Genomic DNA, 26,928 nt, shown 5'->3' with positions numbered 1-26,928 from the left:
AACAAGATACTGGGCCATGCTGCCCGCAGATGCGATGGCTTTTTAAATCATCGCAGCGATTTTCAAGCCCTCATACACCGCTTCTTCGGCCGTGCGTGGTGTGTTGCAGTCGCCGATGCGGTACAGCGCTATGCCCAAGTCTTCTAAGGCGTCGCCCAATTCGTCCACCGACACTTGGCCATCGCAGGCAATGATAGTGTCTATGCCTTCCAACTCCATCGCCTCGGCGCTGGTATTGTGTTGCAAATACACGGTGCCGTTGTCGTAGCCGTACAGGCGCGCATTCGGGATGAGTTTGATGCCCAAACGCTGCGCGGTGGCGCTCAAATCGTCGCGCACATACAAAGGCAGGGTTTCGCCCAAGCACAAGCCATTGACGGCAATGCTGACATCAAAACCTTGTTTCACCAACAATTCGGCGATGCCCGGTGCCACCCAATCGCAACGCCAATCGGTCAACAACACCGATTTGCCTCGCGGCGCAGTGCCTTGCAAATACTGCCATGCGTTCAGTTTCAAGATGCTGTCGTCGGCTTCAATCGGGCGCTCATACGGCGCTGCACCGGTGGCCAACACCACCACATCCGGCTTGGCCGCTTGCACCGCCGCCACATCGACACGGCTGTTTAATTGGATGTCGATATTGTGTTGCGACATCGCTTGCAGCAAATTGGTTATCAAACCACCAAACTCAGCACGGCGCGCCAATTGTTGTGCCAACAGCGCTTGCCCACCCAATTGCTTGCCGCTTTCATACAGGCTGACCTCGTGCCCGCGCTGCGCCGCAATCAAGGCGGCGTTCATACCGGCAGGGCCGCCGCCGATGACCATCACTTTTTTGCGTTCAGAGGCGGCCTGTAAGCTGCCATATTGCTGTTCGCGGCCGGTTTGTGGATGTTGGATGCACGAAATCGGCTGGCCTTTGTGGAAATGGCCGATGCAGGCTTGGTTACAGCCTATGCAAGCACGGATGTCATCAAACTGGTTGTTTTGTGCCTTATTCGGCATTTTCGGGTCGCAAATCAGCGCCCGCGTCATGCCACACATGTCGGCTTGGCCGTTTTTGATGATGAGGTCGGCGTCTTGCGGCTGATTGATGCGACCGGCAATGAATACCGGAATGTTCAGACCGTCTTTGAAGACTTTGGTCTGCTCGGCAATATAGCCGGCTTTGAACGCCATCGGTGGCGCAATGTGCACCGCCCCACCCAAGCTGGCCGAAGTGCCCAAAGTCAGGTTCACATAGTCCAAATGCGGCTGCAAGGCCTGACAGATTTCCAATACTTCGTCTGCATCCAAACCACCGCCATCGAGCTCATCCGCTGAAATGCGCATGCCGATGACAAAATCGTCGGAAGTGGCGGCACGGATGGCTTTTAAAATATCAACGCTGAAGCGCAAGCGGTTTTCCAAACTGCCACCGTATTCGTCTTCGCGCAGATTGATTTGTGTGCTCATAAACTGCGCTGGCAAATAGCCATGACTGGCAACAAACTCCACCCCGTCTATGCCGGCCTCATGCATGTAACGAGCGGCCTGTACATAACCGGCGGAAATCTCGTCTATCATGCGCTGGTTTAAAGGCTTGGGCATCACATGAAAACGCTCATTCGGCACGGCTGAGGCCGAGTATGCCACCGCCAACAAGCCCTCGCCGGCTTCCATGATTTCACGGCCAGGGTGGAAGATTTGCGCAAACACTTTGGTGCCATGCGCATGGCACATCTCGGCCATTTTGCGATAACCGTCCACGCACTCAGGCTCGGTCGCCATCAGCAAATGGGTGGTGTAGCGTGCGCTTTCGTGCACACCCGACACTTGCAACACGATTAAGCCAGCGCCGCCTTCGGCGCGCGCGCGTTGGTAAGCCAATAAGCGCTCGTTAATGGTGCCGTCTACCGGCATGGTGGTGTCGTGGCCGGTGGACAAAATGCGGTTTTTAATGGTGGTGTGGCGAACTTGTATCGGGCTAAACAAGTGTTCCAAGGCTTGATAGGCCATGTCTCTCTCCTAAGCGACAGTCTTATTATTGTGTTATGGGAATTTAGGCTGCGCTGTTGCGAAACACCACATACGATTTGCGCAAGGTTTCGTCCACTTCCCACACGCCTTTGGTATTGGCTGGGAAAAACATGCTGTCGCCGGCGCGTATCTCGATGGTCTCCCCACCGTCAGGGGTGAAACGGGCTTTGCCGCTGATAAAATATGTGTATTCCGCTTCGGCGATTTGACGCTCCAAACGTCCTGGTGAGCATTCCCAAATGCCGACATCAGCCCACGGCAATTCTTGATCGGCGGCAGTGCGTGCTTGTGGCACCGGTGTGCCCACTGGCGCACCAACATCGGCAAATGCAGTGAAATCGGTTTCTTGTACGCGAAAATGTTGCACAGTCATGGGAGTTTCTCCTTGTTTTCAATGTTTTTTATGGCTTGTGAGGCGAGGTCAAACCTCCGCCTGTTGTGTAGACTCATGTACAGACTAGGGCTTAAAAAGTAAAAAATCAATATATTTTTTTACTTTTAATAAAATTTCACGCTATCCGCATCACATACACACTGCGCTGTTGCAGCCACGACCCAGCCGCGTCACCCTATCCGATTCACCCTATCCACTTAGCACCACCAACCAAACTGCTCAGCGTTGATGCGTTATGTGAAAAAACGACTTGATAAACAAAGTATGCGCACAGTGTGTAGCTTCTGGTGAAACACCAGCGATACAAGTTGATGCAGACACCAATCCAATAGCTGACAAATAAGGTATGCGCAAATATGTAGCATGTTGTGAAGCACCCGCAGCACAAGTTGATGCCAACCTAAACCCCATCAATACAGCGCCAAACACATCGCTAAGCATAAAAAAACCACCTTGTTAAGGTGGCGGTTTGCGCTGACGCTGGCGCATTGAGATTTAGATTTAGATTTAGATTTAAATGCAGATGATGACGAAGATGCACATCCACACTGCAAAATAAGCCGCTCAATACGTCGGCGGTGTAATCACCCACACGATTTTGGTTGGCTCGTCGCCGGGATTGCCATAGCGGTGTGGCTCGGTGCTGTTAAAGCTGAAAGAATCGCCTTGTTGCAGCAGATAATGGCGCTCGCCCACCCACAATTCAAACTGGCCTTGCATCACAAAGCCGGCTTCTTCGCCCTCGTGTGCGTATTGCTGTTTGGAAAACGTCTGCGGTGGGAAATTGGAAATCAGCATTTCCAATTGTTTGTCGGGTGAAAAACTCATGAATTCGTCGACGATGCCGCTTTCGTATTCCACGCGGGTGCGGCTCGCGGCGCGGGTGACATAGCCTTCGTCTTCGGGGCTGACCGGCTGTTGCGAGGCGGCAAAAAACCACTGCACGGTCACACCCAATTGTTGCGAAATATTGATTAAGGCATTGATGGAAGGATGGGCCAAACCCCGTTCTAGCTGGCTGATATAGCCTATGGACAGGTCACATTTTTCGGCCAATTGCGCCAAAGTGACTTTTTTGCTTTTGCGTAAAGTGCGGATTCTGAAACCCAAAAATTGGTTTTCGGTTTGGTTCATGGTGGGCTTTTTGAAAGTGTCAGCCCTGCCATTCTAAAGCCTGCCACCCAAAATGTATAATTGAAACTGCCTGATGGGCAGCGCAGTGTGTTCATCGCTGTCCATCAGGCATGTTCGCTTAAGCCACATATGCGGCCTGTAAACCCTGTACTGCTCAGTCCAAGCCGCAAATCTTATACGCTGCGCCAGCAAAAAACGCCGATTTTTTCAGCTTTAAGCCGTATTCCAATTTATCGGCGGCGGCGAGCATTTTGTACATGGTCTGGATGCCCAACCAACGAAACGGCTCCGGTTCCCACGTTGGGCAGTGGTAATCGTTCCACGGCAAGGCAGTCAATTCGGTGTAGCGGCCACAGATTTTGTCGACCATGGTGCGCGCGGCCAAATTGGTCGGGCCCACGCCATTGCCACCAAAGCCATACACAAAGCCCAAACCTTCGGCGGCATGGTAAGACACCGATGGGTTCCAATCGCGGGTAACACCGAGCGAGCCTTTCCACGCGCGATCGATTTCAAATACAAAATCGGGGAACAACTCGCCCAAGCGCTGGTAGAGCTGCTGTGTGGTCACGCCGTCCAATTGCCCAACGCCGGCATCGACAGAATTGTATTGGTAAGGCGCGCCGCGACCGCCAAACAAGATGCGGTTGTCGCGGGTTTTTTGTGCATAGATGTACAGGTGCGCCACATCGCCCAATAACTCATTGCCTTGCCAACCAAAGCGCTGCCAAAACGATTCAGGCAAAGGCTTGGTCATGATGATGGAGGAATTGACGGGAATGATTTTGCGGTTGTGCAACAGCGCATCGCTGTAGCCTTCGGTACAGCACAGAATCTTATCGGCCTGTACCGTGCTCTTGCCCAAATCCAAACGGTTTTTGCTGAACGCGTGCACCGGCGTGTTTTCAAATACAGACACACCCATCGCCAACAAGCGCTCGCGCAAACCCAAAGCCAATTTGGCCGGATGGATGCGCGCACCGTGCTGGTAACGCAGCGCCGCCACCATGCTGGGGATGTTGATGTGTTGTTTGCCCACTTCGGCACCCAACATTTGCAATTCATCAGCGGCAAAACCATAAGCCAGTTCCGATTCATGGTAGTGCTGCAAACGCTCGATTTGCGCCTCATTGGTGGCGATAAACAGCAAACCGCCTTTGTGCAAATCGCAGTCGATTTGTTCTTGCTGACACACGGCATCGACCACGTCTATGGTGTTAATCACTTGGCGCTGCAATAACTGAATTTGCGCGGTGGTGATGGATGGGTGTTTGAGCAGATTGTTAATCACGCTGGGAATGTTGGTCGACAGCCAACCGCCATTGCGCCCTGAAGCGCCATAGCCTATGTGTTGCGCCTCAAACAGCGCGATTTTCGCCTCAGGCTGCGCCTGTTTCAGGTAATACGCCAGCCACAAACCCGAAAAGCCGCCACCGATGATGGCCACATCACATTGGTAAGTTGGCAGCAACAGCGCGGGGTCGGTCGACTCCGAATACGGACTCAAGTCCAAAGATTGCATCCAAAAAGACAGATTACTTGGTTTCATGCACACACTCGACAGGAATGGGGTTAAGCGGCCTGTAAATGTTTAAACATGTTTACAGGCCGCATCAAGACGCGTTTAGCGATTGGATTTGGCTTTGATTTGTTGCCACAAACGCACGCCCAGCTTGACCGTATCCGGTTGCTTCTCGGTATTGACAAAGCTGTTTTTCAACGCTTCTTCGCTTGGGAAGATGGAATCGTTGTCGACGATTTCTGGCTTCATAAACTCCTTGGCCTTGTTGGTGCCGGGGGCGTAATTGACCAAATTGCCGTTTTGCGCCGCCACTTTCGGCTCCAGCGTCCAATTGATGTATTTGAGCGCATTGTCGACGTTTTTGGCGTCTTTGGTCACCACCACCGTGTCTATCCACACACCCACGCCTTGCTTGGGCACCAAAGCCACCACGGTCACGCCGTTTTTGGCCGCTTGTGCACGGGTGTTGGCGATGTTGAAGTCGCCGTTATAGCCTATGCCCACGCACAAATTGCCTTGGGCAAAATCATTGATGTAGCCTGAAGAATTGAAGCGCGACACATTCGGCACCACTTGCTCCATCATCGCCGCTGCTGCTTTCAAATCGTCGGGATTGTTGGAATTCGGGTCTTTGCCAATATAGCTCAACGCCAATGGGAATACCGACGTTGGGCTGTCCAAAAACGAGATGCCGCAAGACTTCAGCTTTTGCGTGTACTCAGGTTTGAACACCAAATCCCACGCATTGTCGGGCAATTGGTCGGTACCCAAGGCTTTTTTGACCTTGTCCGGATTGATGCCGACGGTGTAAAAACCCCAGAAGTATGGCACGGCATAATCGTTATTCGGGTCGACTTGTTGCAACAGCTTTAACAAAATCGGGTCGATGTTTTGGTAATTGGCGATTTTGGACTTGTCCAATTTTTGGTAAGCGCCGGCTTTGATTTGTCGGCCCAAATTGCTCAAGCTTGGAAACACCAAATCGTAACCGGATTTGCCGGTCAACACCTTCGCTTCCAAGATTTCATTGCTGTCGTAAAAGTCTTGCCGTACCTTCACACCGTTGTTTTTCTCAAACTCGGTGACGGTATTGGGGTCGACATAGTCTGACCAATTGTAAATGTTCAATTGGTCGGTTTTGGCCAAGGCTGGGCCGGCGCTGCTGCTGGCAGAGGCGGCGCTATTGTCTGGCTTGGTTTCGGCCGCGGGTTTGCTTTGTTCGCCGCAAGCGGCCAAGCCACAGGCCAACATCACTGCCAGCCATGTCTGTTGTTTCAGTTTCATGATTTCTCCAAAGTTCGACGGTTCTGTATTGCCATTGTGTGTGGATTGATTGCCGACGCTCAACACGCCATTTTCAAACCCATGCTTAGGAAAAGCTGAAGCGCTGCTTAGACGCTTCCTAAGCGACCGTCTTGTGCGGTCTGTGTGTGGCAATGTACACAGTTTGCCGACGCTGCGCCATATTCGGCGCATAAATTCTGTCATCACAAGTCGTGAATTCGGACAATAAAAAAAGCGGCCTGTAAGCCCATGATAGGGTTTACAGGCCGCTATTCGCGCGGTTCAAACCAGTTTAGGAAACTTGCGCTGTATTTTTAATCATCATCCTCATCAATGATGTCGTCGCTGTTGACGATGCCGCCATAATCATCGGAATACACATATTGGCCGCTTTCCAAGGCTGTGACATAGTCGCCCAACCATGCCGCAAACGAGCTGGCCTCAACGCTGCGCTCAGCATCGTCGTGCCACATGCGTATGACTTGGCCGTAAGTGCCTTCATCTGTCGGATCTAAGTCCAAACACAAATGGTTGCCAGCGCCATCGTAGGTAAACGGCAACCATTTGTCCGACCACCATACTGGCTTAATGCCTGTCTCAGCATCGCTGCTAAAAGCCTTGCCGCCATCGCTAAACGTGCCATTGTCGAGCAAGTCTTTCCACACTTCCCATTCCTCGGCCATGCGCGCCAAGCTCAGCCATTCCTCGCCATCTAGCACATAGACATCGACTTCGGCTTGACCATTGAACACGCGGTAAACGGCTTTAAAGTCCTCGGGCAAACGCGTTTGCGTTAATTGCTCCAATTGGATGAAATCGGCCTCACTCGCACCCGCATTCAACACTGGCTCACCCACATCGTGGCCTTGCAATAATTGGCTCAATGCGGCCTGTAAACGTTGGCTGACATCAGACATGACACACTCCTTATTTTGTAAATGGTTTACGCTGTTTGAATAGACATTCCGACTCACACGCGGCACAACCAGCTTAACACCGACTGCATGACAACGATGTGTCGCCGCACAAGTCTTGTTCTGCACGCATGGCTTACAGGCCGCTTGGTGGGTTTATTTCTTGGCTTTCGCCTTGGGCTGCTGCATGTCATCCGGCTTAGGTTTTGCTGCTGACGCATTGTCAAACCAAGGCTCACCTGTGTATTGTCCAGCAAGCAAGTCTTGGAACAAACCCTCCAATTCACTGCCTTTGGGCATCAATTCTCCCAACATCGCCAGCGCTTGCTGGTTTGCCGCCGCCGCTTGCGCGCGTTGCGCCGCCACCACTTCGGGATCAAAACGGCCGATTTGATGGCGCTGCTCATGCTCAATTTGTTCGTATTCGGCCAATTCCTCGGCGCGTATCATGCCTTGGTAATCGTCACTAAACACCCACTCGCCGCGCTCCAAACCTTGCACGTAGTCTTGCAGCCACGCCGTCATTGAAGCGGCCTGTAAGGCCAAAGGTTCACCATCGCCCGATAACAGCGTGATTTGGCCATAATGGCCTGCTGGCGCAGGGTCCAAGTCCAGCAACAGGTAATAGCCATTGTCCTCGGCAAACGGCAACCACAGGCGCGAATACATCACGGGCCGCACGCCGACATCGTTGTCATCCGCCGCCACATCGGCATACAAATCATCGCTGTAGCCAGCGCACAAGTTCTGCCACGCTGCCAATATGCGCTCGGTGCTGAGCCACTCATATCCTGCCAACAGGTAATACGGCACTTCCAGATTACAGCCATTGTGCTGCAGATACAGTTGTTTGAAATCCTCAGGCAAGCGTGTGCCCAATTGTTGCTCCAAGGCGGCCAAATCAGCGGCACTGGCGCCGCTGGCAAACGGTGCTGCGGTTAAAAACCCAGCAGCCGCCTGCTTGGTGGCGCTGTTCAAACGCTGTATCCATGTTTGCATGTGTGAACCCCTGCTAGAGCGATGCCTCTGATTGTGCTGATTGCAGCAACAAAACACAAGCGCCCGCATCAAATCCCACTGTTTACAGGCCGCTTATCGCCGCGGGCTACAACAAACTGCGATTTTGGCCTTACCATCACCAACATCCACTTTGCAGATTGCCCACCATGCCCAACAAAGCGTTCTATTTACTCAGCACTTGGCTGTTGTGTGCCCATATGGCTGATGCCGCCACCACAGACATCGTGCTGCAACAGCAATTGGATGCCCTCATCCACGATGCGCACGCCGATTTGCCCTACCAAGAAGGCGAGATGGTGTGGCAAGTCTTTTACCGCGATGGCAAAAGCGTGGTGATGGTGTACCAAGATGTGTCCGCCAGCAGCACCCGCACCGATTTTGATGCGGCACAATTGCGCCAAGACATGGCACCGGCCTTGTGTGAGCAAGAAGACAATCGCCACTATTTGCAAGCGGGCTATGTGTTCGTCACGCAGATTCAGTTTAAACACAGCGCGCCACTGCGCCTGAGCCACTCCTTAGCAGACTGTGTTGGTATAACGCATTAATCCTACCCCTCACAGCTTGCAGGCACACAAAAGCGGCCTGTAAATGTTTACAGGCCGCTTATCAATGCTGTTTCAAGCAATCAGAATGTATCAGTCTTGACGCTCGACTTGGCTCACATCGCGCACCGCGCCAGTATCGGCAGACGTGGTCATCGCCGCGTAAGCGCGCAAGGCCACAGACACATAGCGGTCACGGTTCACTGGTTTCCACGCCTGTTTGCCACGCGCTTCCATCGCGGCACGGCGCTCAGCCAATACCGCATCGCTCACTTGCAACTGAATGCTGCGGTTAGGAATGTCGATGACCACGGTGTCGCCTTCTTCAATCAAACCGATGGCGCCGCCTTCGGCCGCTTCAGGCGAAGCGTGGCCGATGGACAAACCAGACGTGCCGCCTGAGAAACGGCCGTCGGTGAGCAAGGCACAGGCTTTGCCCAAGCCTTTGGATTTCAAGTACGACGTTGGGTAGAGCATTTCTTGCATGCCTGGGCCGCCTTTAGGGCCTTCGTAGCGGATGATGACGATGTCGCCGGCGACGATTTGGTCGGCCAAAATGCTTTCTACAGCCGCGTCTTGGCTTTCAAACACGCGCGCACGGCCAGTGAATTGCCAAATGCTTTCGTCCACACCAGCGGTTTTCACCACGCAGCCGCGTTCGGCAATATTGCCGAACAACACCGCCAAACCGCCCTCTTTCGAGTAAGCGTGTTCCATGTCGCGGATACAGCCATTGGCACGGTCGGTGTCCAAGCTGCCCCACAAACGGCTTTGGCTGAAGGCTTCGGTGGTACGCACGCCGCCCGGTGCGGCTGAGAAACGCACATGCGCTTCGCTGCCTGTTTCGGTGTTCATGATGTCCCACTGCGCCAAGGCTGCACCCAAGGTAGCGGCGTGCACAGTGTGAGCATCGGTGTGAATCAAGCCACCACGGTTAAGTTCGGCCAAAATTGCCAATACACCACCAGCACGGTGCACGTCTTCCATGTGGTATTTTTGCGTCGCAGGCGCAACTTTGCTCAAGCATGGGATTTTGCGGCTGAGTTGGTCGATGTCGGCCATTTTGAAATCAACGCCGGCTTCATTGGCCGCAGCGAGCAAGTGCAAAATGGTGTTGGTCGAGCCGCCCATGGCGATGTCGAGTGCCATGGCGTTTTCAAATGCTTGTTTGCTGGCAATGCTGCGTGGCAATACTGAAGCGTCGTCTTGTTCGTAATAGCGTTTGGCCAAATCCACAATGCGGCGACCGGCCTCCAAGAACAATTCTTTGCGAAAAGCGTGTGTCGCCAACAAAGAACCATTGCCCGGCAACGACAAGCCCAAGGCTTCGGTCAAGCAGTTCATCGAGTTGGCGGTAAACATGCCTGAGCAAGAGCCACACGTTGGGCAAGCGGAACGCTCAATTTTGGCCACGTCTTCGTCTGACACTTGGTCATTGGCCGCTTCGACCATCGCGTCGACCAAGTCCAATTTGCGCACTTCACCGTCGGCATTGGCAATGCCGATGACTTTACCGGCTTCCATCGGGCCGCCAGAGACGAAAATGGTCGGGATGTTCAAGCGCATCGCGGCCATCAACATTCCTGGGGTGATTTTGTCGCAATTGGAAATGCACACCAAGGCATCGGCGCAATGCGCGTTCACCATGTATTCAACGCTGTCGGCAATCAAATCGCGTGAAGGCAAGCTGTACAACATGCCGCCATGGCCCATGGCGATGCCATCGTCTACCGCGATGGTGTTGAATTCTTTGGCAATACCACCTGCGGCCTCAATCTCGCGTGCCACCATTTGGCCCAAGTCTTTCAAATGCACATGGCCTGGCACGAATTGGGTGAACGAGTTGGCAATGGCGATGATGGGCTTGCCAAAATCACCATCTTGCATGCCAGTGGCGCGCCACAAAGCACGGGCACCGGCCATATTACGACCGTGGGTAGAGGTACGGGAACGATATTGAGGCATGGTATTGCTGTCCTATTTTTTGTAGTCTGAATGTTTCGATGTGGGCGCAAGCGGCCTGTAACAGTGCTGATTTTGCCACACAAAAAAATGTAGTTAGTCTTTGATTGTAACACCGTCTAGGCCGCAATGTGAGGGTGCAACATTCAGAAAGCCACGACATGGCAAAATCGGCGCGTAAGTTAAAACTTTCCCCAATCTGCCCATCTTATAAGCGCGTGTGGGCGCAGCGCCAGTCATAGCAGAATGTACAAAATTGTGATGTATGTTCGCCTGTGCCTGTGTTTTGATGGCTATAGGTCAACACAGATGGCCATCCAATGAAGCCGCACCTTCAATAAGCGGCCTGTAAACCACACAAAGGACAAACAATGGAAGATGGATTGGCGTATTTCAAACAAGTGTATGGCAGCGTGCCCGCTTGGATTGCAGCCATGCATGCGCACAACCCGCGCATGTTGACGTTTTACACCCAATTGCGCGGCGAGGCTTTTGCCGATGGCGCATTGAGTGTGCGCGACAAAGACGACTTAATTATGGCGGTGAACGTGGCGCGTTTGTATGCACCGAGCATGCTCAATCATGTAAAAGGCATGGTAGGCGCGGGAGCAAGTTTTGCCGAACTCATCGAGTATTTCTGGGTCGCGTATTGTTACAAAGGCGATGCCGCCTTGCTCATCTCGACCCAAGCCTTGGCCTTGGCTTTAAACCTGCGCGGCCTGCCTGTGCCGCCAACTTTGGCCAGCGTCAACTCCGTGGCCGAGGTATTGGCCTTATACCAAACATTGATAGAAGCCGAACATCTGCCCCATCTGCAACAGCTGATTGCCTGCTATCACGCACAAGAGCGCGCCGCGCTTGAACAAGCGGTGTTTTACCAAGGGGTGTTACCAAGCAAAATCAAGCTATTGGCCATGCTGGGCAACCACATTGTCGAATTACAGGCCGCCTCTGCCCACAAGTGGCTGCGACAAGCACGCGCAGCCGGTGTAGACGATGGCGAATTGGCCGATTTGGGCTTGGTGTGTTTGCTCACCGCCGGCATACCGGCTTGGTTTGAAAGCTGTGATTTATTGAACACCACTGTTAATTGAGTCCATGCCATCGGCAGGTGGCGGTTCAGCATCCTCATGATGGTCTGTGCTATATTGCCTTGCAAAGCAACAATAACCAATAAGCAACCGCATATAAAGCCACGCACCCTGTCTGACCTGTGCATCTATTGCCAGCAGCACTTGCACAGGTGAACATGGTGTCGCCGCCATACGCCTCTCACCATGACTTTGGAGCCTGAACATGACACAACATCTGTCCCTGTTATTGTTGCTGTTGACCCTATTCATGCTGATGGTTTTGCTAGCCTATCTCATTTATTTGCTGCCGCAATGGCGCAACTTAGCACAGCAAGATGCCAGCAAGTGGTTGCAAAAGTTTCGCTTACTGCTGCACTTGTTTGCGCTCTTGACCTTGTCTTCCAGCCTCAATGCTTACCTCAGTCAAGCCAGCCACGATAGAGCGACGTGGATAGAGGCATATGTTGCCACCAGCCTCTGTTTGTGGATTGCGTGGGGAAGCTTGTACCACCTCTACAGGGAATGCAAAACCAAATTGCTCAGTCGCTACCACCCAGACACACCTCCCGCATCTGCATCCAAGCGGCCTGTAAACAATCGCTCTGCACCCAAAACAGGCCGCTGATGGTTCATTTGGCCGCAGTGGTGCCAAAAGCGCTCGCAGATAAAAATGGGATATAAGCGGCCTGTAAACTGCTAGGATGCACACTCCAAGCTCGCATGCACTCAGGAGAAGAAAAATGGGCATTTTTTCTTTTGGCGTATCGTTCAGCATCATGGTGATGATGGTGGCTGTGGGCTACCACATGCAAAACGTTGACCGTTATGCCGGTGTCGAGCAAACCAGTTTGCGCCACATACGCCGCTGCTTGGTGTGCATGTATGCAGTATTGGTCTTGTCTTGGATTGCCACTGTGCGTGAGATATGGCGTTTGTTCCCAAACTGGGAGGAAATGATAATGCCTCTGCTCTCCATCGTTTTCTTGGCGTTAATAAGCTATTTTGCACGCTTAATCCACCCCGCTTATCTGGAAAAACGTGCGGTTGTAGAAGCTTTTTCCAGCAAATTAAAAGACATGTAAACACGGTATCTGTGCCGTAGTTTTCTGCGCTGATTTTGCCTTTCGCGGCAGCTATGCCATAATCGCGCGCTGAAATCATCACGATACAGGAGTTGTTATGGGATATGCCGTCATCACTGCCACCATGGGCATGATATTGTTTGTGGTCTTGTTGGCATTTGCGATGCTGCAAATCAAAAACCTGCCGGACTTCCCCGCCGAAATTCCGCAACGCCTGCGCAAATTCAAAGCCATCTTGTTGTTGTTTGCCTTGCTCAGCCTCATCACCCTCATCCATGCTGCGGTAATGTATTTTCAATTGGCCGACAACATCAATCTGTGGATCATGGCCTGCGCCAGTTTGGTGGCGGTGTATGTGGTGACCACGGTGGATTTGTGGAACAAATACCGCCGCATCAAAAAGCTGTTTCCACAAATATAAGCTGTGTTTTCAAGTCTTTAAATAAAAGCGGCCTGTAAATGTTTACAGGCCGCTTGTACACATCACTAAAGTATAAAATACCAATAATAAATAATTATTTAATATTATCTTCCAATTCCTGTGCCTCTTTGCGCTCTTGCTGTGCCGATTCCCGTTTGGTCTTGCGACGTGGACGCGACAAAATCGGATGGGATATTTGTTTCAAGTCTTTTTCCATATCGGCCAAGGCGATTTCCAAGGCATGGCAAGACAAAAACAATTCATACATCGAAATCAACAGCGACACCGCCATGCACAGCAAACAGGCGACAAACAGACAAATGCCCCAAAACTGATTGTCCAGCGACAGTGCCCAAATGCTAGCGATGCTGAACATGATGCACAATACGCCAAACAACTGCATATTGCGCACCATAATCACCCGCCGCTGCAAATTGTCGATTTGCAACAATAAGGCATCATCAGGATGCTGTTGGTATTCGTGGGTCAGATTGCGGATGACACTGGACAAACCCAAAAAGCGATTGGTATAAGCCAGCATAATCAACGAAATGGCGGGAAAAATCAGCGCCGGCGAGGTCATTTGTAAAATCATGGTCTACTTTCGGTTCAAGCAAGGTATCGGCAAGCAACACTCCTATCTTGTGCTGCTTCTTTTATGGTTTGTTATCAGCTTGGCACTGTTGCCTTGTGTGCGATGTGTTGTTGTTGCAAAAATTCACACACCCGTGGCAATGCACGCAATTGCATCGGTTCTGCGTAGCGCCAGTCTATGCGTATGTGTTTGGGATTTTGTATGCATTGCACCTGTACCATGTCTGCATACGCCAAGCGCTGTAACAACACACGGCCGCGACCAGACCAAAAATGCCACCGCCGTACTTCCACATGGTCGGCATAAAAATCCACCACATTAACCTTCCTAAATGGTAAGGTCAGCACCACAAACATCAAATACATCGCCAGCATCAAACTCACTGCATACAGCCACAGCGCATCATTGATGGCAATAAGCCAGCGATACAAGCCGAAATACGCCCCAATGACCAACATGCCACTGAATAACACATACAGCTGGAATTGCTGGCGAGACCAAGGCAACAATGTTTGTGTGCTCAGCACGCGCTTACTCATGCGCAGATTCTTGTTCAGTGATGCCGTCCAAGCGCGCTTCCAAGCGCTGGATGTGGCGTTTCAATTCCATGGTTTCGGCACGGTTTTGTTTCAACATGCCCACCAATACTGCGGCTACCACACCGATGACGATTAAACTGAGCACAAATAGGGTAAACATGACGGGTTTCCTCGTTTAACATCTTAATCACATCGCATTGTGCACTGCACACAAAGAATAACGCAAATCTGTCCAAAACAACACCATTACCTGCCTCTATTTGGGCACTGAAACAGACCATCCCAAAATAACAAAAGCCATATCAAACGATATGGCTGGGGATGACTTTTAAACCGGTTTATTCGGCTTCGACTATGGTTTCACGCCCACTTGGCGTGGTTCGGTAATCGGTATTTTTCTCTTTGTGTTTGAGCACCATTCTATCGAGCTTGTCCATTAACACATCTATGGCGGCGTACATGTCGACTTCTACTGTTTCCACATGCAAATCTTTGCCAGCCAAATGCACATCTGCCTCTACTTTGTGCTGTCCTTTTTCCACTGTGGACAAGGTTACCGTGGTGGAAATAATGTTATCGGCATGGCGGCTAATGCGAGCCAATTTGGTACTAACATATTCACGCAAAGCTTCAGTGACATCTAAATTCAAACCAGTTACAGTCAGATTCATACAAGTCTCCTTCTTGGCGGGCTATGCCCAAATTCGCGCCATCTAGTGTGTGATGACGACGAATTCATCATATCCTGTTTGTACCGAAACGCCAATGGCTTTGCGCAAATTTAACTGCGAATTTTACGTTCGCTGGCAGAAGCGATGCGCAAACTTTCACGGTATTTCGTTACCGTGCGGCGGGCAATCTTAATGTCGTGTTCCAACAGCTTCTGCGCCAGCTTTTCATCTGACAAAGGCTTGCGTTTGTCTTCTTCGCCGATTAGCTTTTCCAAGATGGTTTTGATGACGCGGTTACTGATGCCATCTTCCCCTTCGCCATCGCTGTTGGTGGCGGTTTGGGTAAAGAACCAGCGCAACTCAAACAAACCTTGCGGACAGCTGAGGTATTTTTGATTCACGGCGCGCGAAATGGTGGATTCGTGCAAATCCAAGAATTCGGCCACCGATTTGATGAGCATGGGTTTCAAGGCAATGGGGCCGTGCGAGAAAAAGTCTTGTTGGTGCTCGACCACGTATTCGGCCACACGCAACACCGTGTCTGCACGCATTTCCAAGCCACTGATTAGCTGTTTGGCTTCTTGCATTTGCCGCTTCAAATCGCTGTGACCTGACTCTTCCACCACTGCCGCGTATTCTTCATTGACGCGGATTTGCGGTTGGCTTTGTCGTTGCAATTGCGCAATCCATTTACTGCCTTTTTTAAACACACGAATGTCGGGCAACACATATTGCGTTGGCTCGGCATGGGCATAACCGCTGCTTGGATATGGATTCAGTGTTTGTATCAACATCACCGCGGTTTGAATTTCAGCCGCGCTCATCGGCAGGTATTTTTTGAGCTTGGTGACGTTGCTAGGCTGGGTCAACACATTAAAGTATTGGCGCACAATTAATTTGGCCAGAGTCACGGTTTCGTCTTCAGGCATGCGCTGCAATTGCAGCAGCAAAGATTCGGCCAAATCACTGGCACCGACACCTGCAGGCTCAAATCGCTGCAATTTCGCCAAGGCTATTGCCAATTGTTCTTCTTCTAAAAACCATTCCAACGGCGAATGTTCTACCACTTCGGTCAAACTGGTCGACAAATAACCATGCTCATCCAAATGCTCAATCAACACCCGTACCGCAAACACTTCGCTGTCGCTTAATTGGTGTTCACACACTTGGTCACGCAAAAATTGGCGGAAATCGCTGTTGTCTTCAATTTGGGCGAAAGCGTCCTGAAACTCGCCTTCGTAAGTAATGCCTGTCGAGCCCAAACCGGCAGTCAATTGCAGGCTTTGCCAATCTTCTTCAAAGTCACCATTGGCATCAAACTCAACGGTTTCCGCTTCATTATTGCTTTTTTCGGCCTCAAACGATTCTTCAGGAAAATCGTTTTCCACCCGCTCTAACAAAGGGTTTTCCAACAAAGCCTGTTCCACTGCTTCGTCCAACTCCAAACCAGACATCTGCAACAGCTTAATCGCTTGTTGCAGTTGGGGGTTTAATTGCAGCTGTTGTGTCTGCTTGAGTTTGAGTTGGTTTTGCATGGTCTCTTTATAAAGTCAGTTAGTAATCGAAATTTTCGCCCAGATACACTTCACGCACACGTTCGTTTTGTACCAATTCCTCAGGAATACCGGTGGCCAAGACGCTGCCTTCGGAGATGATGTAGGCTCTATCACAAATGCGCAAGGTTTCACGCACATTGTGGTCGGTAATCAACACCCCAATGCCACGCTGTTTCAAAAAGGCAATGATGTTTTGGATGTCGATAACGGCAATCGGGTCGACACCGGCAAACGGTTCATCCAATAAAATAAAACGCGGTTTGGTCGCCAATACGCGCGCAATCTCTACCCGACGACGTTCACCGCCAGACAAAGCCACCGCAGGCGAATCCTTGATGTGACCGATATTTAAGTCTTCCAGCAAACGGTTCACTTCCGCGGTGATTTCATTTTTGTTGTGACCACTGATTTCCAAAATCGCTTGGATGTTTTCACGCACCGTCATTTTGCGAAATATTGACGCTTCTTGCGGCAAATAGCCCAAGCCGCGCTGTGCGCGCACATGTATGGGCTGATGGCGCATTTCTTCACCATCCAAAACTATAGAGCCATCATCGGCGGCAATGATGCCGACAATCATGTAAAAACTGGTGGTTTTACCCGCACCATTCGGCCCCAATAAGCCCACCACCTCACCACTGTTGATGTCCAGTGACACATTTTTCACCACTTGACGGCTTTTAAACTGCTTTTGCAGGCCGGCAATATGCAAAGAACTCGTAGACGTCATGGCTTATTTCTTTTGGGTGGTTGAAGGTTGCAACACCACGGTCACGCGACGACTGGCACCACTGGCGGCTTTGTTGCCTGCGGCGGTGTAAATCTCGGTTTTGGTGTTGTAAGTGATGTGATTGCCTTGCACCACATCACCCCCGCGTTGTACTTTGGCATTTCCCATTAAAGTAATCAACCCAGAAGCCGATTGGTAAGTCACTTTTTGCGCTTGGCCATTCACCCAACCCTTGCCATCGTCCAATTGCTGTTTGAACGTCACGGGAGCGCCAGTAGCCGTCATCACTTGTGAGCCTTCGGCACTGCGTTGCACTTCAATGCGCGCGGCGCGGATGTCTATGCTGCCTTGTTTGACCACCACATTGCCTGAAAACACCGTCACTTGGCGGCCTTGGTCGAGCATGCCATTGTCGGCCTGTATTTCGATGGGCTGTGATTGATCGGATTGCAATGCCCATGCATTGCTGACCACCAACAGGGTCATGGTTAAAATTAAGCGTTTTGTGTTAATGCTGATCATAAATTATTGCTCTCACGCGTGAGTCCAAATGCAAGACTTCATTTTTTTTGTCGTAACTAAAACCGGTGGCCGTGCCTTTGGATTCGCCATATTCATACGCCACCGCTTGCGTGGTTTTCGCCACTTGAGTGGGGATGTCGATTTCCATTTGGCTGGTTTTGACCGAGCCTTCCGGTTCTGTGCCTACGGCAGATTTGGTAAACAACACTTCTTGTTCAAAAAATATCTTTTTCTGTTTGTCGCTGTACTTGGCCGTAGCCGAAGTCACATGGTAAAGCTGTTTACCATCGGCATACATATAACCATTGGGGTTGCGGATGGTGACATCGGTGCTGTTGGGGTACATTTGCGCACTGTCGGCCTGTAAGGTTTGCGCAACCTGCCCTTGTGGACTGAATTTCACCCCATGGATTTTCGACATCACGTATTGCGGTTGCGATGGATTGAGCAATACCGACTCTATGTTGACATCGGTGGCGCGGTTGAGCCAAAACGTGACCCCACCCATCAATATTGCCAAGGTCACAGGAAACACCCATGACACGGCACGGCTGGATAAACTCATTGTATGTATGCGCTTAATGCGTCCTGTAAACTGCCTTGGGCTGCCATAATCATCTCACAAGCCTCGCGCACCGCGCCATTACCGGCTTGCGCCTGTGTCACATAATCGGCGTAATGCACCACCCACGCATGCGCGCTTGGTACGGCAATGGGCAAACCACAACGCACCATCACCGGCAAATCCACCACATCATCGCCTATGTAAGCACATTGCTCAGCTTGCAAACCCAGTTTGGCTATCAATTCCAAATAAGCACTGCGCTTGTCATGTATGCCCGCCAAATAATGGTCTATGCCCAAACCACGGGCACGGTGTGCCACCCCTGCGGCATCTCGGCCTGTAATGATGGCCAATTGCACGCCACTTTTTTGCAGCATTTTCAAACCATGACCATCCAACGTATTGAAAGCCTTGATTTCTTCACCACTGGCGGTGATGTAAATTTCACCGTTGGTCAAGACGCCATCCACATCCAAAATCAACAGCTTAATCGCCCGCGCTTGTGCGGTCACAGCATCGCTAAGCTCATGCTTAAAAATGGCGTTGGGTAAGGCTTTCATACTATTCCTGCTTTCAATAAATCGTGCATGTGCAGTGCACCGATTAAATGTTGTTCATCGTCTACCACCAATAAGCCATTCACGCGTTTGGTTTGCATCACATGCAAAGCCTCACTCGCCAATTTATTGGCATGGATGGTTTTCGGTTGCGTGCCCATCACATCGGCCACGGCGATGCCATTGATGTGGTCGCTGTCTTGTAAGATGCGGCGCAAGTCACCATCGGTCATCACCCCAATCGCATGTTGCTCAGCATCAACGACGGCCGTCATGCCCAAGCCTTTGGCGCTCATTTCCAAAATCGCCGCTTTCAAATCCGCGTCTTGCGGCACTTGTGGCAAAGCCTCACCACTGTGCATCAAATCGCCCACGCGTATCAGCAAGCGTTTGCCCAAGCTACCGGCAGGATGGCTCAAGGCAAAATCATCGGGGGTAAAATGACGCGCTTGTAACAATACCACCGCCAACGCATCACCCAAGGCCAAAGCGGCGGTGGTGCTGGAAGTCGGCGCCAATCCCAAAGGACAGGCTTCTTGGTTCACAGCCGCATTTAAAAAAATGTTGGCCGCTTGTGCCAAGCTCGAACCGCGGCGACCACTCATCGCAATCAAGGTCACGCCTTTGCGTTTTAAGGCCGGCAGCAATTTTACCACCTCATCGCTTTCACCTGAATGCGACAAGGCCAAAACCACATCTTGTCCCAACATCATGCCCAAATCACCATGGGCAGCTTCGGCAGGATGAACAAAGAAAGCAGGCGTACCAGTGGACGCTAAGGTGGCAGCGATTTTGCGGGCGATGTGGCCAGATTTGCCCATACCCGTCACAATCACACGGCCTTTGCAGTCCAAAATCGCCTCTACGGCGGCGGTAAAGCCTGTGTCCAGTTGGGCACTAATTTGCTCCAATGCTGCTTGTTCAACGCCAATCACAGCACGAGCTTGAGAAATATAATCTGTTGTCATGTCAATATTATAGCAAGTTTAAATCACATGAAGTAGCGGCCTGTAAGCAGCCTGCCACCTGTATCCAAACGACTGACTCAGGCAAACACCTGTTCATCAGTAAATCGCCGCAAGCTTACCTGAAAAACGCCAACTGACCCAAAAAATAAATACAACTTTTCACTTACTGCGCGCCTTATTCTAATAAAAACCACAGCCAAACGATGGCAATCGACCGCAAACAGCGCGCTTACCGCAATTTTTATATGAAAACGCTTGCCAGCACAAACGAGCTGTGTTTTAATACGGTTCTTCGCTGCTACAGCGATAGCAAGACCTCACAAAGGGTGATTAGCTCAGTTGGTAGAGCGCCTGCCTTACAAGCAGGATGTCGGCGGTTCGACTCCGTCATCACCCACCACTTCGCGGTGGTAGCTCAGTTGGTTAGAGTATCGGCCTGTCACGCCGAGGGTCGCGGGTTCGAGTCCCGTCCGCCGCGCCATAATCAAAATATTCTGTTCTGTCTGCAATTCATCTACTGCTTATTTGTATTTGTACTTACAAATTCTGTTTTACACTATATCTGTCTTCGAAATCGCAACTACTCATACTGCATCCGTTCGTGCGACATTTGAACACTTGAGTTATATCCCCAAAACCTTACCGCTACTTCTTACCCCTATTGACGCTGCTCTCATCCAAGTTCGCCACACATACTCTATATAAATACCCTCTTTAATACATAATCCATTAATGGTTTACAGGCCGCATTGTGACAAAAGCTGCCACAGCATTGCCTAAACCCACACCAATAGTTTAATATTTTTAAACTCAAATAAAATTGATTGTCTTTCGCGCACCCAAAAACCATTGATTTTAGTTAGTATATTCATAATAGATATACTCAAACCATGCATAATTTTTTTGCTGTCATTCCGATTACTTCTTATGTTGATTCACTTAAAAATATCGCTGTATCGGTGTCATCGAGTAAGCCATCAAGTGGCAACACAGTTTCATGACAACATTAAGATTAAATCGAATTGATAATTGCCAAATTACCGGTACTCACTGATTTTACACGTGGTTTTTAACTTGATTTTGCATTTTCTTATCGCTATATTTAAAAAATAATAAAAATGCAGCTCCGTTTCTTCCCCAAAAAGACCCAATAGATTCCAACCATGGAGAATCAGATGAGAAAAACCCTTATTCCATTGAGCGTGATTGCCAGCAGCTTATTATTGGCCGCGTGTGGTGGTGGTAATGATGCAGCTTCTAGCAAACCTGGTAGCGAGCCAACCAAACAAGAAAGCAATGCCAGTGGCGGCAAAACCTTGGTGTATTGTTCTGAAGGCAGCCCAGGCGGTTTTGACCCAGGCCAATACACTGCCGGTACCGACTTTGACGCGGCGGCTTATCCGATTCGCAATGGTTTGGTCCAGTTTGAACGCGGCGGCACCGAAGCCAAACCGGCTTTGGCAGAAAAATGGGACATCTCCGAAGATGGCAAAACCTATACCTTCCATTTGCGCAAAGGCGTGAAATTCCACACCACCGACTTCTTTAAACCCACACGTGAATTCAATGCCGATGACGTGGTATTTACCTTTAAACGTCTGATTGACCCTAACTTTGAATACAACAAAGCCTACCCAGCAGAATTCCCATACGCCACCGACATGGGTTTGCCTGACAACATTGCCAGCATAGACAAAGTCGACGATTACACTGTGAAATTCACCTTGAAAGAAGTGGATGCGCCATTTATCCAAAACTTGGCCATGCCTTTTGCCTATTTGCAATCGGCTGAATATGCTGGTCAATTGGAAAAAGCAGGCAAAGCTGCTGACATCAATGTCAATCCAATTGGTACTGGCCCATTTGTGTTCAAGTCTTACCAAAAAGACAATATGATTCGCTATGTCAAAAATCCTGATTACTGGGACAAAGACAATGTGCACATTGATAACTTGGTGTTTGCCATCACCAAAGACTCTGCCGTGCGTGCGCAAAAAATCCAAGCGGGTGAATGTAATGTTTCGGCCTACCCTAAAACGGCTGAAATCGAAGCAGCTAAAAAGTCTGGCAAAGTTACTGTATTGGACAAACCAGGCTTTAACTTGGGCTACTTGGGCTATAACGTCAAAAAAGGCAAATTGGGCGACTTAAAAGTTCGTCAGGCTTTGGACATGGCGATTAACCGTGACAACATCATCCAAGCGGTGTATCAAGGTGCGGGCACACCGGCCACCAACCCGATGCCGCCAACGCAATGGAGTTACAACGACACGCTGAAAAATGCGCCTTACGATCCAGAAAAAGCCAAAGCCTTGTTGAAAGAAGCCGGCGTGCCTGAAGGCTATGAGATCAATTTGTGGGCCATGCCAGTACAACGTCCTTACAACCCGAATGCCAAATTGATGGCGGAAATGGTACAGGCCGATTGGGCGAAAGTCGGCGTCAAAGCCAAGATCGTCAGCTACGAATGGGCTGAGTACTTGAAACGTGCGTCTAAAGGCGAACACGATGCCATCATCGTCGGCTGGACTGGCGACAATGGTGACCCTGATAACTGGTTGGGCACTTTGTTAAGCTGTAAAGCCATAGGCGGCAATAACTACGCCCAATGGTGTAACAAAGACTTTGATAATTTGGTGACCGAAGCGCGCAAGATTACCGACCACGACCAACGTGTTGAGCGCTATATGAAGGCGCAAGTCATCTTCAAACAAGAATTGCCTTGGACCACCATGGCCCACTCAGTTGTGACCGTAATGACCACACCGAATGTGAAAGAATTCAAGATTGATCCATTTGGTTCTATGCGTTTTGAAGGGGTAAAAGTGGAGTAATCCACCCTCTGCTGACACCGTATTGCCCATCAGGCAGTACGGTGTTTTCTATCCCGCCTTATCCAGGCCAGTATGAAGGAAACGCTTATGTTGGGATTTATATTTAAACGGGTGTTGCTGCTGATACCCATCTTTATCGGCCTCACCTTATCGACATTCACGCTGGTGCGCATGGTGCCCGGCGACATCGTGCAAGTGTTGATGGGCGAACGCATGGTCGATCCAGCACTCCATGCCGCTGCCATGAAACGCCTAGGCCTAGACCAACCCCTACCGATACAGTATTTGGACTACCTCAAAAAAATATTCTCAGGCGATTTTGGCAATTCTTTTCGCGACCGCTCCCCTGTTTTGAATGACTTCTTTGCCCACTTTGTGCCCACACTCGAATTGGCCATCTGCGCCATCATCATCGCCAGCGTCATCGGCATTGCCTTGGGCATTATTGCGGCCTTAAAACGCGGCACTTGGTTGGATTACACCTTGATGAGCGCCTCGCTCGCTGGTTATTCGATGCCGATTTACCTGCTAGGTCCGATTCTGACCGGTATTTTTGCCCATTACTTGGGTTTGTTACCGGTGTCTGGCGTTATCAATGTGATGCAATTCTTAGATGTACAACCGTATTACGGCTCATGGATTTTGGGCGCCATCAAAAGCGGCCAAGACGGTGCTTTATGGGATGTGATTAAGCACTTCATCCTGCCATCCATCGCCTTATCGACCATCCCCTTGGCAATGATTGCGCGTATGACGCGCTCAGCCATCTTGGAAGTATTGGGTGAAGACTACATCCGCACCGCCAAAGCCAAAGGCTTGTCGCCCACTCGCATCGTGTTGATACACGTCATGCGCAATGCCTTGATTACGGTGGTAACAGTGATTGGTTTGCAAATGGCTACCTTGCTCGCTGGCGCGATTTTGACCGAGACCATTTTCTCATGGCCGGGCGTTGGTAACTGGTTGCTCGAAGGCTTCCACAACCGCGACTACCCTGTGGTACAAAACGGCATCTTATTGGTGGCCACCGCCTTGATGCTCATCAGCTTACTGGTCGACATCTTGTACGGCTTGATTAACCCCCGCATCCGCCACACGGCGAAATAAGAAAGGGGATACTTATGACACAATCCGTTACCCAAACACCCGCCCAAACCTTAACGCCACCGAAACAATGGCAACAGTTTGTCCGCGCTTTTATGAAAAACAAAGGTGCGGTACTGGGTTTAATCGTTCTCATCATTTTTATCTTTATTGCTTTTTTTGCACCGTGGTTGGCACCGCACGACCCGTATGAATTGTTCCAAGGCAAAGAGCAATTGCCACCGTCGTTTGTCAGCGGCGGTGAAAGCGCGTTTTTCCTAGGCACCGATGATGCCGGTCGCGATACCTTGTCGCGTGTATTGTATGGTGCACGCTATTCGCTGTTCATTGGTTTGTGCGCCACCACCTTGTCTTTGCTCATCGGTGTGAGTTTGGGTTTGGCGGCGGCGTTTTGGCCGAAAGTCATTGGCAAAGTCATCATGTTGGTCAACGACATCTTGATGTCTTACCCAAGCTTGCTGTTGGCCATCATCATCGCCGCCATCTTAGGCCCATCAATGACCAATACCATCATCACCATCGCCTTGGTGTGTTTGCCACCGTTCATCCGCTTGACCCGCGCCACCGCCATGGTGGAATTGCAACGCGATTACGTCACCGCTTCACGCGTCATCGGCGTGGGCACTGTGCGCATGTTGTTTGTGACGGTATTGCCCAATTGCATGGCACCGTTAATCGTACAGGCCACCATGGTGTTCTCATCGGCGATTTTGGAAGCCGGTGCCATTGGCTTCTTGGGCTTTGGTGTGCAACCACCCGATGCCGAATGGGGCGCGATGCTCGGTACGGCACGCCAATACATACAAAGCAATGTGTGGTTGGCCATTTTCCCGGGCTTGGCGATTTTCATCTCTGCTTTGGCGATTAACTTAACCGGCGACGGTTTGCGCGACGCCTTAGATCCTAAATTGAAAGAGGTGTCATGATGACGACTGCCTTATTGGAAATTGAAGACTTGAGCGTGGTGTTTGGCAAGGGCGAACGCGCTTTTCGCGCTGTTGACCAAGTCAGCATGACGCTGAATGCCCAAGACGTGTTGGCCGTGGTCGGTGAATCCGGCTCAGGCAAATCGGTAACAATGATGGCCTTGATGGGTTTGCTCCCGTCCACCGCCAACATCAGCGCCAAAACGCTGCGCTTCAATGGCATGGATTTGCAAACCATGAGCAAGAAGCAAAAGCGCCAAATCATCGGCAAAGATGTGTCGATGATTTTCCAAGACGCCATGACCAGCCTCAATCCCAGCTTTACGGTGGAAATGCAAATCACCGAGGTGTTGAAAACCCATTTGGGTTTGAAAGGCGCGGCCGCGCACCAACGCTGTGTGGAATTGCTGGAATTGGTGGAAATCCCCGATGCCAAAAACCGCTTGAAAGTGTATCCGCATCAGCTTTCAGGCGGCATGAGCCAACGGGTGATGATTGCCATGGCCTTGGCGTGTGAACCGAAATTGCTGATAGCCGATGAACCGACCACTGCCTTAGACGTGACCGTGCAAGCGCAAATCATGGACTTGCTGCGCCGCTTGCAGCAAGAGCGCCAAATGGCGATGATTTTGATCACGCATGACTTGGGCTTGGTGGCTGAAAACGCCCACAATGTGGCGGTGATGTACGCCGGCCAAGTGGTGGAGCGCTCGGTGGTACCGCAGATTTTCAAACAACCGGCCCACCCTTATACCGAAGCCTTGTTGGCAGCAATACCGGAGCTGTCTATTGGCCAAGCGCGTTTGCACTCTTTGCCGGGGGTGGTGCCGAGTCAATACGACCGCCCTAGCGGCTGTTTGCTGTCGCCACGTTGCCCGTATGTGCACGAGGCCTGCCAGCAACCTGTTCCTTTACAGGCCAGTCCATTTGGACAAGTGCGCTGTGTCTATCCAGACATCAGCGCCGTCAAGCGTCCTGAAACCATGGGAGTGAGCGCATGAGCGAAGCACAAACCGTCTTGGCCGCTCGCGATTTGAGCCGCCATTACTCCGTATCACAAGGCTTTGGCAAACCCAAAGCCACCGTACGCGCCTTAAACGGCGTGTCGTTTGAATTGCAACAAGGCAAGACCTTGGCCATCGTCGGTGAATCCGGTTGTGGCAAATCCACCTTGGCGCGCCAATTAACACTGATTGAAGCGCCTACTGGCGGCGAACTGAACATCAATGGCGCCGCCACCTCCAGCTTGGGCAAAGCGGCCTTGAAACACTTGCGCACCGAAATCCAAATGGTGTTTCAAAACCCTTATGCGTCGCTGAATCCGCGCCACACCATCGGCTTTCAATTGGCCGAACCCTTGAGCATACACAGCAAACTGAGTAAAGCCGAGAAACAAGAGCAAGTGGTGGCGATGATGAAACGCGTGGGCTTGCGCCCTGAGCATGTCGGTCGTTATCCGCACATGTTCTCCGGCGGTCAGCGTCAGCGCATCGCCTTGGCACGCGCGATGATGCTGAACCCAAAAATCATTGTTGCCGACGAGCCGACTTCGGCCTTGGACGTGTCCATCCAAGCGCAGGTTTTGAACTTGTTTATGGATTTACAGGACGCTTACCACACCGCGTATGTGTTTATTTCGCACAATCTGTCGGTGGTGCGCCATGTTGCCGATGATTTGATGGTGATGTATTTGGGCAAAGCGGTCGAACACGGCCCCAAAGAAGCCATTTTTGAAAAACCGTGCCACCCGTATACCCGTGCTTTATTGGCGGCGGCGCCGAGTTTAAACGGCCACCAAGCCGAACTCAAACTCAAAGGCGAATTGCCCAGCCCATTGAACCTGCCCAGCGGTTGCTCTTTGCACCTGCGCTGTCCGTTTGCGCAAGAGCAATGCGCACAGCAAGAACCTGAGCTGCGTCCATGGCAAGGCCGCTTGGTGGCATGCCACCGCTTAGAAGAGATTGCCGCCTAAACGCGCCAGACTCTGA

Annotated in this window: 28 protein-coding genes and 2 tRNA genes; 12 read left to right on the top strand and 18 right to left on the bottom strand. The window is 50.9% G+C overall.

What is annotated here, in order from left to right; translation table 11 throughout:
- Positions 1-42: 42 nt before the first annotated feature.
- The 7 genes from BN3003_RS08285 to BN3003_RS08255 all read right to left on the bottom strand — a co-directional run bounded on the left by BN3003_RS08285 (position 43) and on the right by BN3003_RS08255 (position 8,269).
- The gene (locus tag BN3003_RS08285) at positions 43-2,001 is read right to left on the bottom strand and encodes an oxidoreductase (RefSeq protein ID WP_058356159.1); all 1,959 of its coding nucleotides are present in this window, start codon (positions 1,999-2,001) and stop codon (positions 43-45) included.
- A gap of 43 nt (positions 2,002-2,044) precedes the next feature.
- A complete protein-coding gene (locus BN3003_RS08280; protein WP_058356158.1) occupies positions 2,045-2,395 on the bottom strand; it encodes a cupin domain-containing protein in 351 nt (116 codons plus the stop codon).
- Positions 2,396-2,980: 585 nt separating this feature from the next.
- Positions 2,981-3,550: a helix-turn-helix domain-containing protein gene (locus tag BN3003_RS08275; protein ID WP_058356157.1), complete on the bottom strand. Its 570-nt coding sequence runs from the start codon at positions 3,548-3,550 to the stop codon at positions 2,981-2,983.
- A gap of 154 nt (positions 3,551-3,704) precedes the next feature.
- The gene (locus BN3003_RS08270) at positions 3,705-5,099 is read right to left on the bottom strand and encodes an NAD(P)/FAD-dependent oxidoreductase (protein WP_082625606.1); all 1,395 of its coding nucleotides are present in this window, start codon (positions 5,097-5,099) and stop codon (positions 3,705-3,707) included.
- 75 nt (positions 5,100-5,174) lie between these two features.
- A complete protein-coding gene (locus BN3003_RS08265) occupies positions 5,175-6,350 on the bottom strand; it encodes a polyamine ABC transporter substrate-binding protein (protein ID WP_058356285.1) in 1,176 nt (391 codons plus the stop codon).
- Between the two features lie 320 nt (positions 6,351-6,670).
- Complete coding sequence (locus tag BN3003_RS08260) at positions 6,671-7,273, bottom strand: SMI1/KNR4 family protein (RefSeq protein ID WP_058356155.1); 603 nt, start codon at positions 7,271-7,273, stop codon at positions 6,671-6,673.
- Between the two features lie 153 nt (positions 7,274-7,426).
- On the bottom strand, positions 7,427-8,269 hold the full coding sequence (locus BN3003_RS08255) for an SMI1/KNR4 family protein (protein WP_058356154.1): 843 nt from the start codon (positions 8,267-8,269) through the stop codon (positions 7,427-7,429).
- Between the two features lie 167 nt (positions 8,270-8,436).
- Here BN3003_RS08255 and BN3003_RS08250 point away from each other — a divergent pair, with 167 nt between their 5' ends.
- Positions 8,437-8,838 (top strand): hypothetical protein, encoded by a 402-nt coding sequence (locus tag BN3003_RS08250; RefSeq protein ID WP_058356153.1) that lies wholly within the window; start codon positions 8,437-8,439, stop codon positions 8,836-8,838.
- A gap of 90 nt (positions 8,839-8,928) precedes the next feature.
- On the opposite strand, the gene ilvD is transcribed toward BN3003_RS08250, so the two are convergent.
- Positions 8,929-10,800 (bottom strand): dihydroxy-acid dehydratase, encoded by a 1,872-nt coding sequence (gene ilvD / locus BN3003_RS08245; RefSeq protein WP_058356152.1) that lies wholly within the window; start codon positions 10,798-10,800, stop codon positions 8,929-8,931.
- A 368-nt stretch (positions 10,801-11,168) separates the two neighbouring features.
- On the opposite strand from ilvD, the gene BN3003_RS08240 reads away from it, so the two are divergent.
- From BN3003_RS08240 to BN3003_RS08225, 4 genes are all read left to right on the top strand, one after another.
- A complete protein-coding gene (locus BN3003_RS08240; RefSeq protein WP_058356151.1) occupies positions 11,169-11,891 on the top strand; it encodes a carboxymuconolactone decarboxylase family protein in 723 nt (240 codons plus the stop codon).
- A 202-nt stretch (positions 11,892-12,093) separates the two neighbouring features.
- A complete protein-coding gene (locus tag BN3003_RS08235; RefSeq protein WP_058356150.1) occupies positions 12,094-12,495 on the top strand; it encodes a hypothetical protein in 402 nt (133 codons plus the stop codon).
- Positions 12,496-12,610: 115 nt separating this feature from the next.
- Entirely contained in the window at positions 12,611-12,952 is a 342-nt protein-coding gene (locus BN3003_RS08230) for a hypothetical protein (protein WP_058356149.1), read from the top strand.
- A gap of 97 nt (positions 12,953-13,049) precedes the next feature.
- Entirely contained in the window at positions 13,050-13,373 is a 324-nt protein-coding gene (locus tag BN3003_RS08225) for a hypothetical protein (RefSeq protein WP_058356148.1), read from the top strand.
- Positions 13,374-13,467: 94 nt separating this feature from the next.
- Here BN3003_RS08225 and BN3003_RS08220 read toward each other — a convergent pair whose 3' ends face one another.
- The 10 genes from BN3003_RS08220 to BN3003_RS08180 all read right to left on the bottom strand — a co-directional run bounded on the left by BN3003_RS08220 (position 13,468) and on the right by BN3003_RS08180 (position 20,076).
- Complete coding sequence (locus BN3003_RS08220) at positions 13,468-13,968, bottom strand: DUF2721 domain-containing protein (RefSeq protein WP_058356147.1); 501 nt, start codon at positions 13,966-13,968, stop codon at positions 13,468-13,470.
- A gap of 74 nt (positions 13,969-14,042) precedes the next feature.
- Positions 14,043-14,507: a hypothetical protein gene (locus tag BN3003_RS08215; protein WP_058356146.1), complete on the bottom strand. Its 465-nt coding sequence runs from the start codon at positions 14,505-14,507 to the stop codon at positions 14,043-14,045.
- Positions 14,500-14,667 (bottom strand): hypothetical protein, encoded by a 168-nt coding sequence (locus tag BN3003_RS18825; protein ID WP_159061423.1) that lies wholly within the window; start codon positions 14,665-14,667, stop codon positions 14,500-14,502. The genes BN3003_RS08215 and BN3003_RS18825 overlap by 8 nt, the downstream gene beginning before the upstream one ends.
- A gap of 178 nt (positions 14,668-14,845) precedes the next feature.
- Positions 14,846-15,178 (bottom strand): ribosome hibernation-promoting factor, HPF/YfiA family, encoded by a 333-nt coding sequence (gene hpf, locus BN3003_RS08210; RefSeq protein ID WP_058356145.1) that lies wholly within the window; start codon positions 15,176-15,178, stop codon positions 14,846-14,848.
- Between the two features lie 110 nt (positions 15,179-15,288).
- Positions 15,289-16,713, bottom strand: a complete 1,425-nt coding sequence (rpoN, locus tag BN3003_RS08205; protein ID WP_058356144.1) for an RNA polymerase factor sigma-54 — start codon at positions 16,711-16,713, stop codon at positions 15,289-15,291.
- Positions 16,714-16,732: 19 nt separating this feature from the next.
- Positions 16,733-17,464 (bottom strand): LPS export ABC transporter ATP-binding protein, encoded by a 732-nt coding sequence (gene lptB / locus BN3003_RS08200; protein ID WP_058356143.1) that lies wholly within the window; start codon positions 17,462-17,464, stop codon positions 16,733-16,735.
- 3 nt (positions 17,465-17,467) lie between these two features.
- Entirely contained in the window at positions 17,468-17,986 is a 519-nt protein-coding gene (gene lptA, locus BN3003_RS08195) for a lipopolysaccharide transport periplasmic protein LptA (protein WP_058356142.1), read from the bottom strand.
- Complete coding sequence (gene lptC / locus BN3003_RS08190) at positions 17,973-18,551, bottom strand: LPS export ABC transporter periplasmic protein LptC (protein ID WP_058356141.1); 579 nt, start codon at positions 18,549-18,551, stop codon at positions 17,973-17,975. Before lptC ends, lptA begins: the two co-directional genes overlap by 14 nt.
- Entirely contained in the window at positions 18,548-19,111 is a 564-nt protein-coding gene (locus BN3003_RS08185) for a KdsC family phosphatase (RefSeq protein WP_058356140.1), read from the bottom strand. Before BN3003_RS08185 ends, lptC begins: the two co-directional genes overlap by 4 nt.
- A complete protein-coding gene (locus tag BN3003_RS08180) occupies positions 19,108-20,076 on the bottom strand; it encodes a KpsF/GutQ family sugar-phosphate isomerase (protein WP_058356139.1) in 969 nt (322 codons plus the stop codon). Before BN3003_RS08180 ends, BN3003_RS08185 begins: the two co-directional genes overlap by 4 nt.
- Before the next feature lie 324 nt (positions 20,077-20,400).
- Here BN3003_RS08180 and BN3003_RS08175 point away from each other — a divergent pair.
- From BN3003_RS08175 to BN3003_RS08145, 7 genes are all read left to right on the top strand, one after another.
- Positions 20,401-20,476, top strand: a tRNA-Val gene (locus BN3003_RS08175).
- 4 nt (positions 20,477-20,480) lie between these two features.
- Positions 20,481-20,557, top strand: a tRNA-Asp gene (locus BN3003_RS08170).
- A 694-nt stretch (positions 20,558-21,251) separates the two neighbouring features.
- Positions 21,252-22,910, top strand: a complete 1,659-nt coding sequence (locus BN3003_RS08165) for an ABC transporter substrate-binding protein (protein WP_058356138.1) — start codon at positions 21,252-21,254, stop codon at positions 22,908-22,910.
- An 87-nt stretch (positions 22,911-22,997) separates the two neighbouring features.
- Entirely contained in the window at positions 22,998-24,017 is a 1,020-nt protein-coding gene (locus BN3003_RS08160; RefSeq protein ID WP_058356137.1) for an ABC transporter permease, read from the top strand.
- 14 nt (positions 24,018-24,031) lie between these two features.
- Positions 24,032-24,940 (top strand): ABC transporter permease, encoded by a 909-nt coding sequence (locus tag BN3003_RS08155; RefSeq protein WP_058356136.1) that lies wholly within the window; start codon positions 24,032-24,034, stop codon positions 24,938-24,940.
- On the top strand, positions 24,940-25,941 hold the full coding sequence (locus BN3003_RS08150; protein ID WP_058356284.1) for an ABC transporter ATP-binding protein: 1,002 nt from the start codon (positions 24,940-24,942) through the stop codon (positions 25,939-25,941). The genes BN3003_RS08155 and BN3003_RS08150 overlap by 1 nt, the downstream gene beginning before the upstream one ends.
- Positions 25,938-26,912 (top strand): dipeptide ABC transporter ATP-binding protein, encoded by a 975-nt coding sequence (locus tag BN3003_RS08145; RefSeq protein WP_058356135.1) that lies wholly within the window; start codon positions 25,938-25,940, stop codon positions 26,910-26,912. Before BN3003_RS08150 ends, BN3003_RS08145 begins: the two co-directional genes overlap by 4 nt.
- The last annotated feature ends 16 nt before the right edge of the window (positions 26,913-26,928 follow it).

The organism is Vitreoscilla massiliensis (genome assembly GCF_001457815.1).
GTDB classification, from domain to species: Bacteria; Pseudomonadota; Gammaproteobacteria; order Burkholderiales; family Neisseriaceae; genus Vitreoscilla; species Vitreoscilla massiliensis.
The sequence above is the reverse complement of the archived record's forward strand: the minus strand, read 5'-3'. Positions and strand labels throughout refer to the sequence as shown.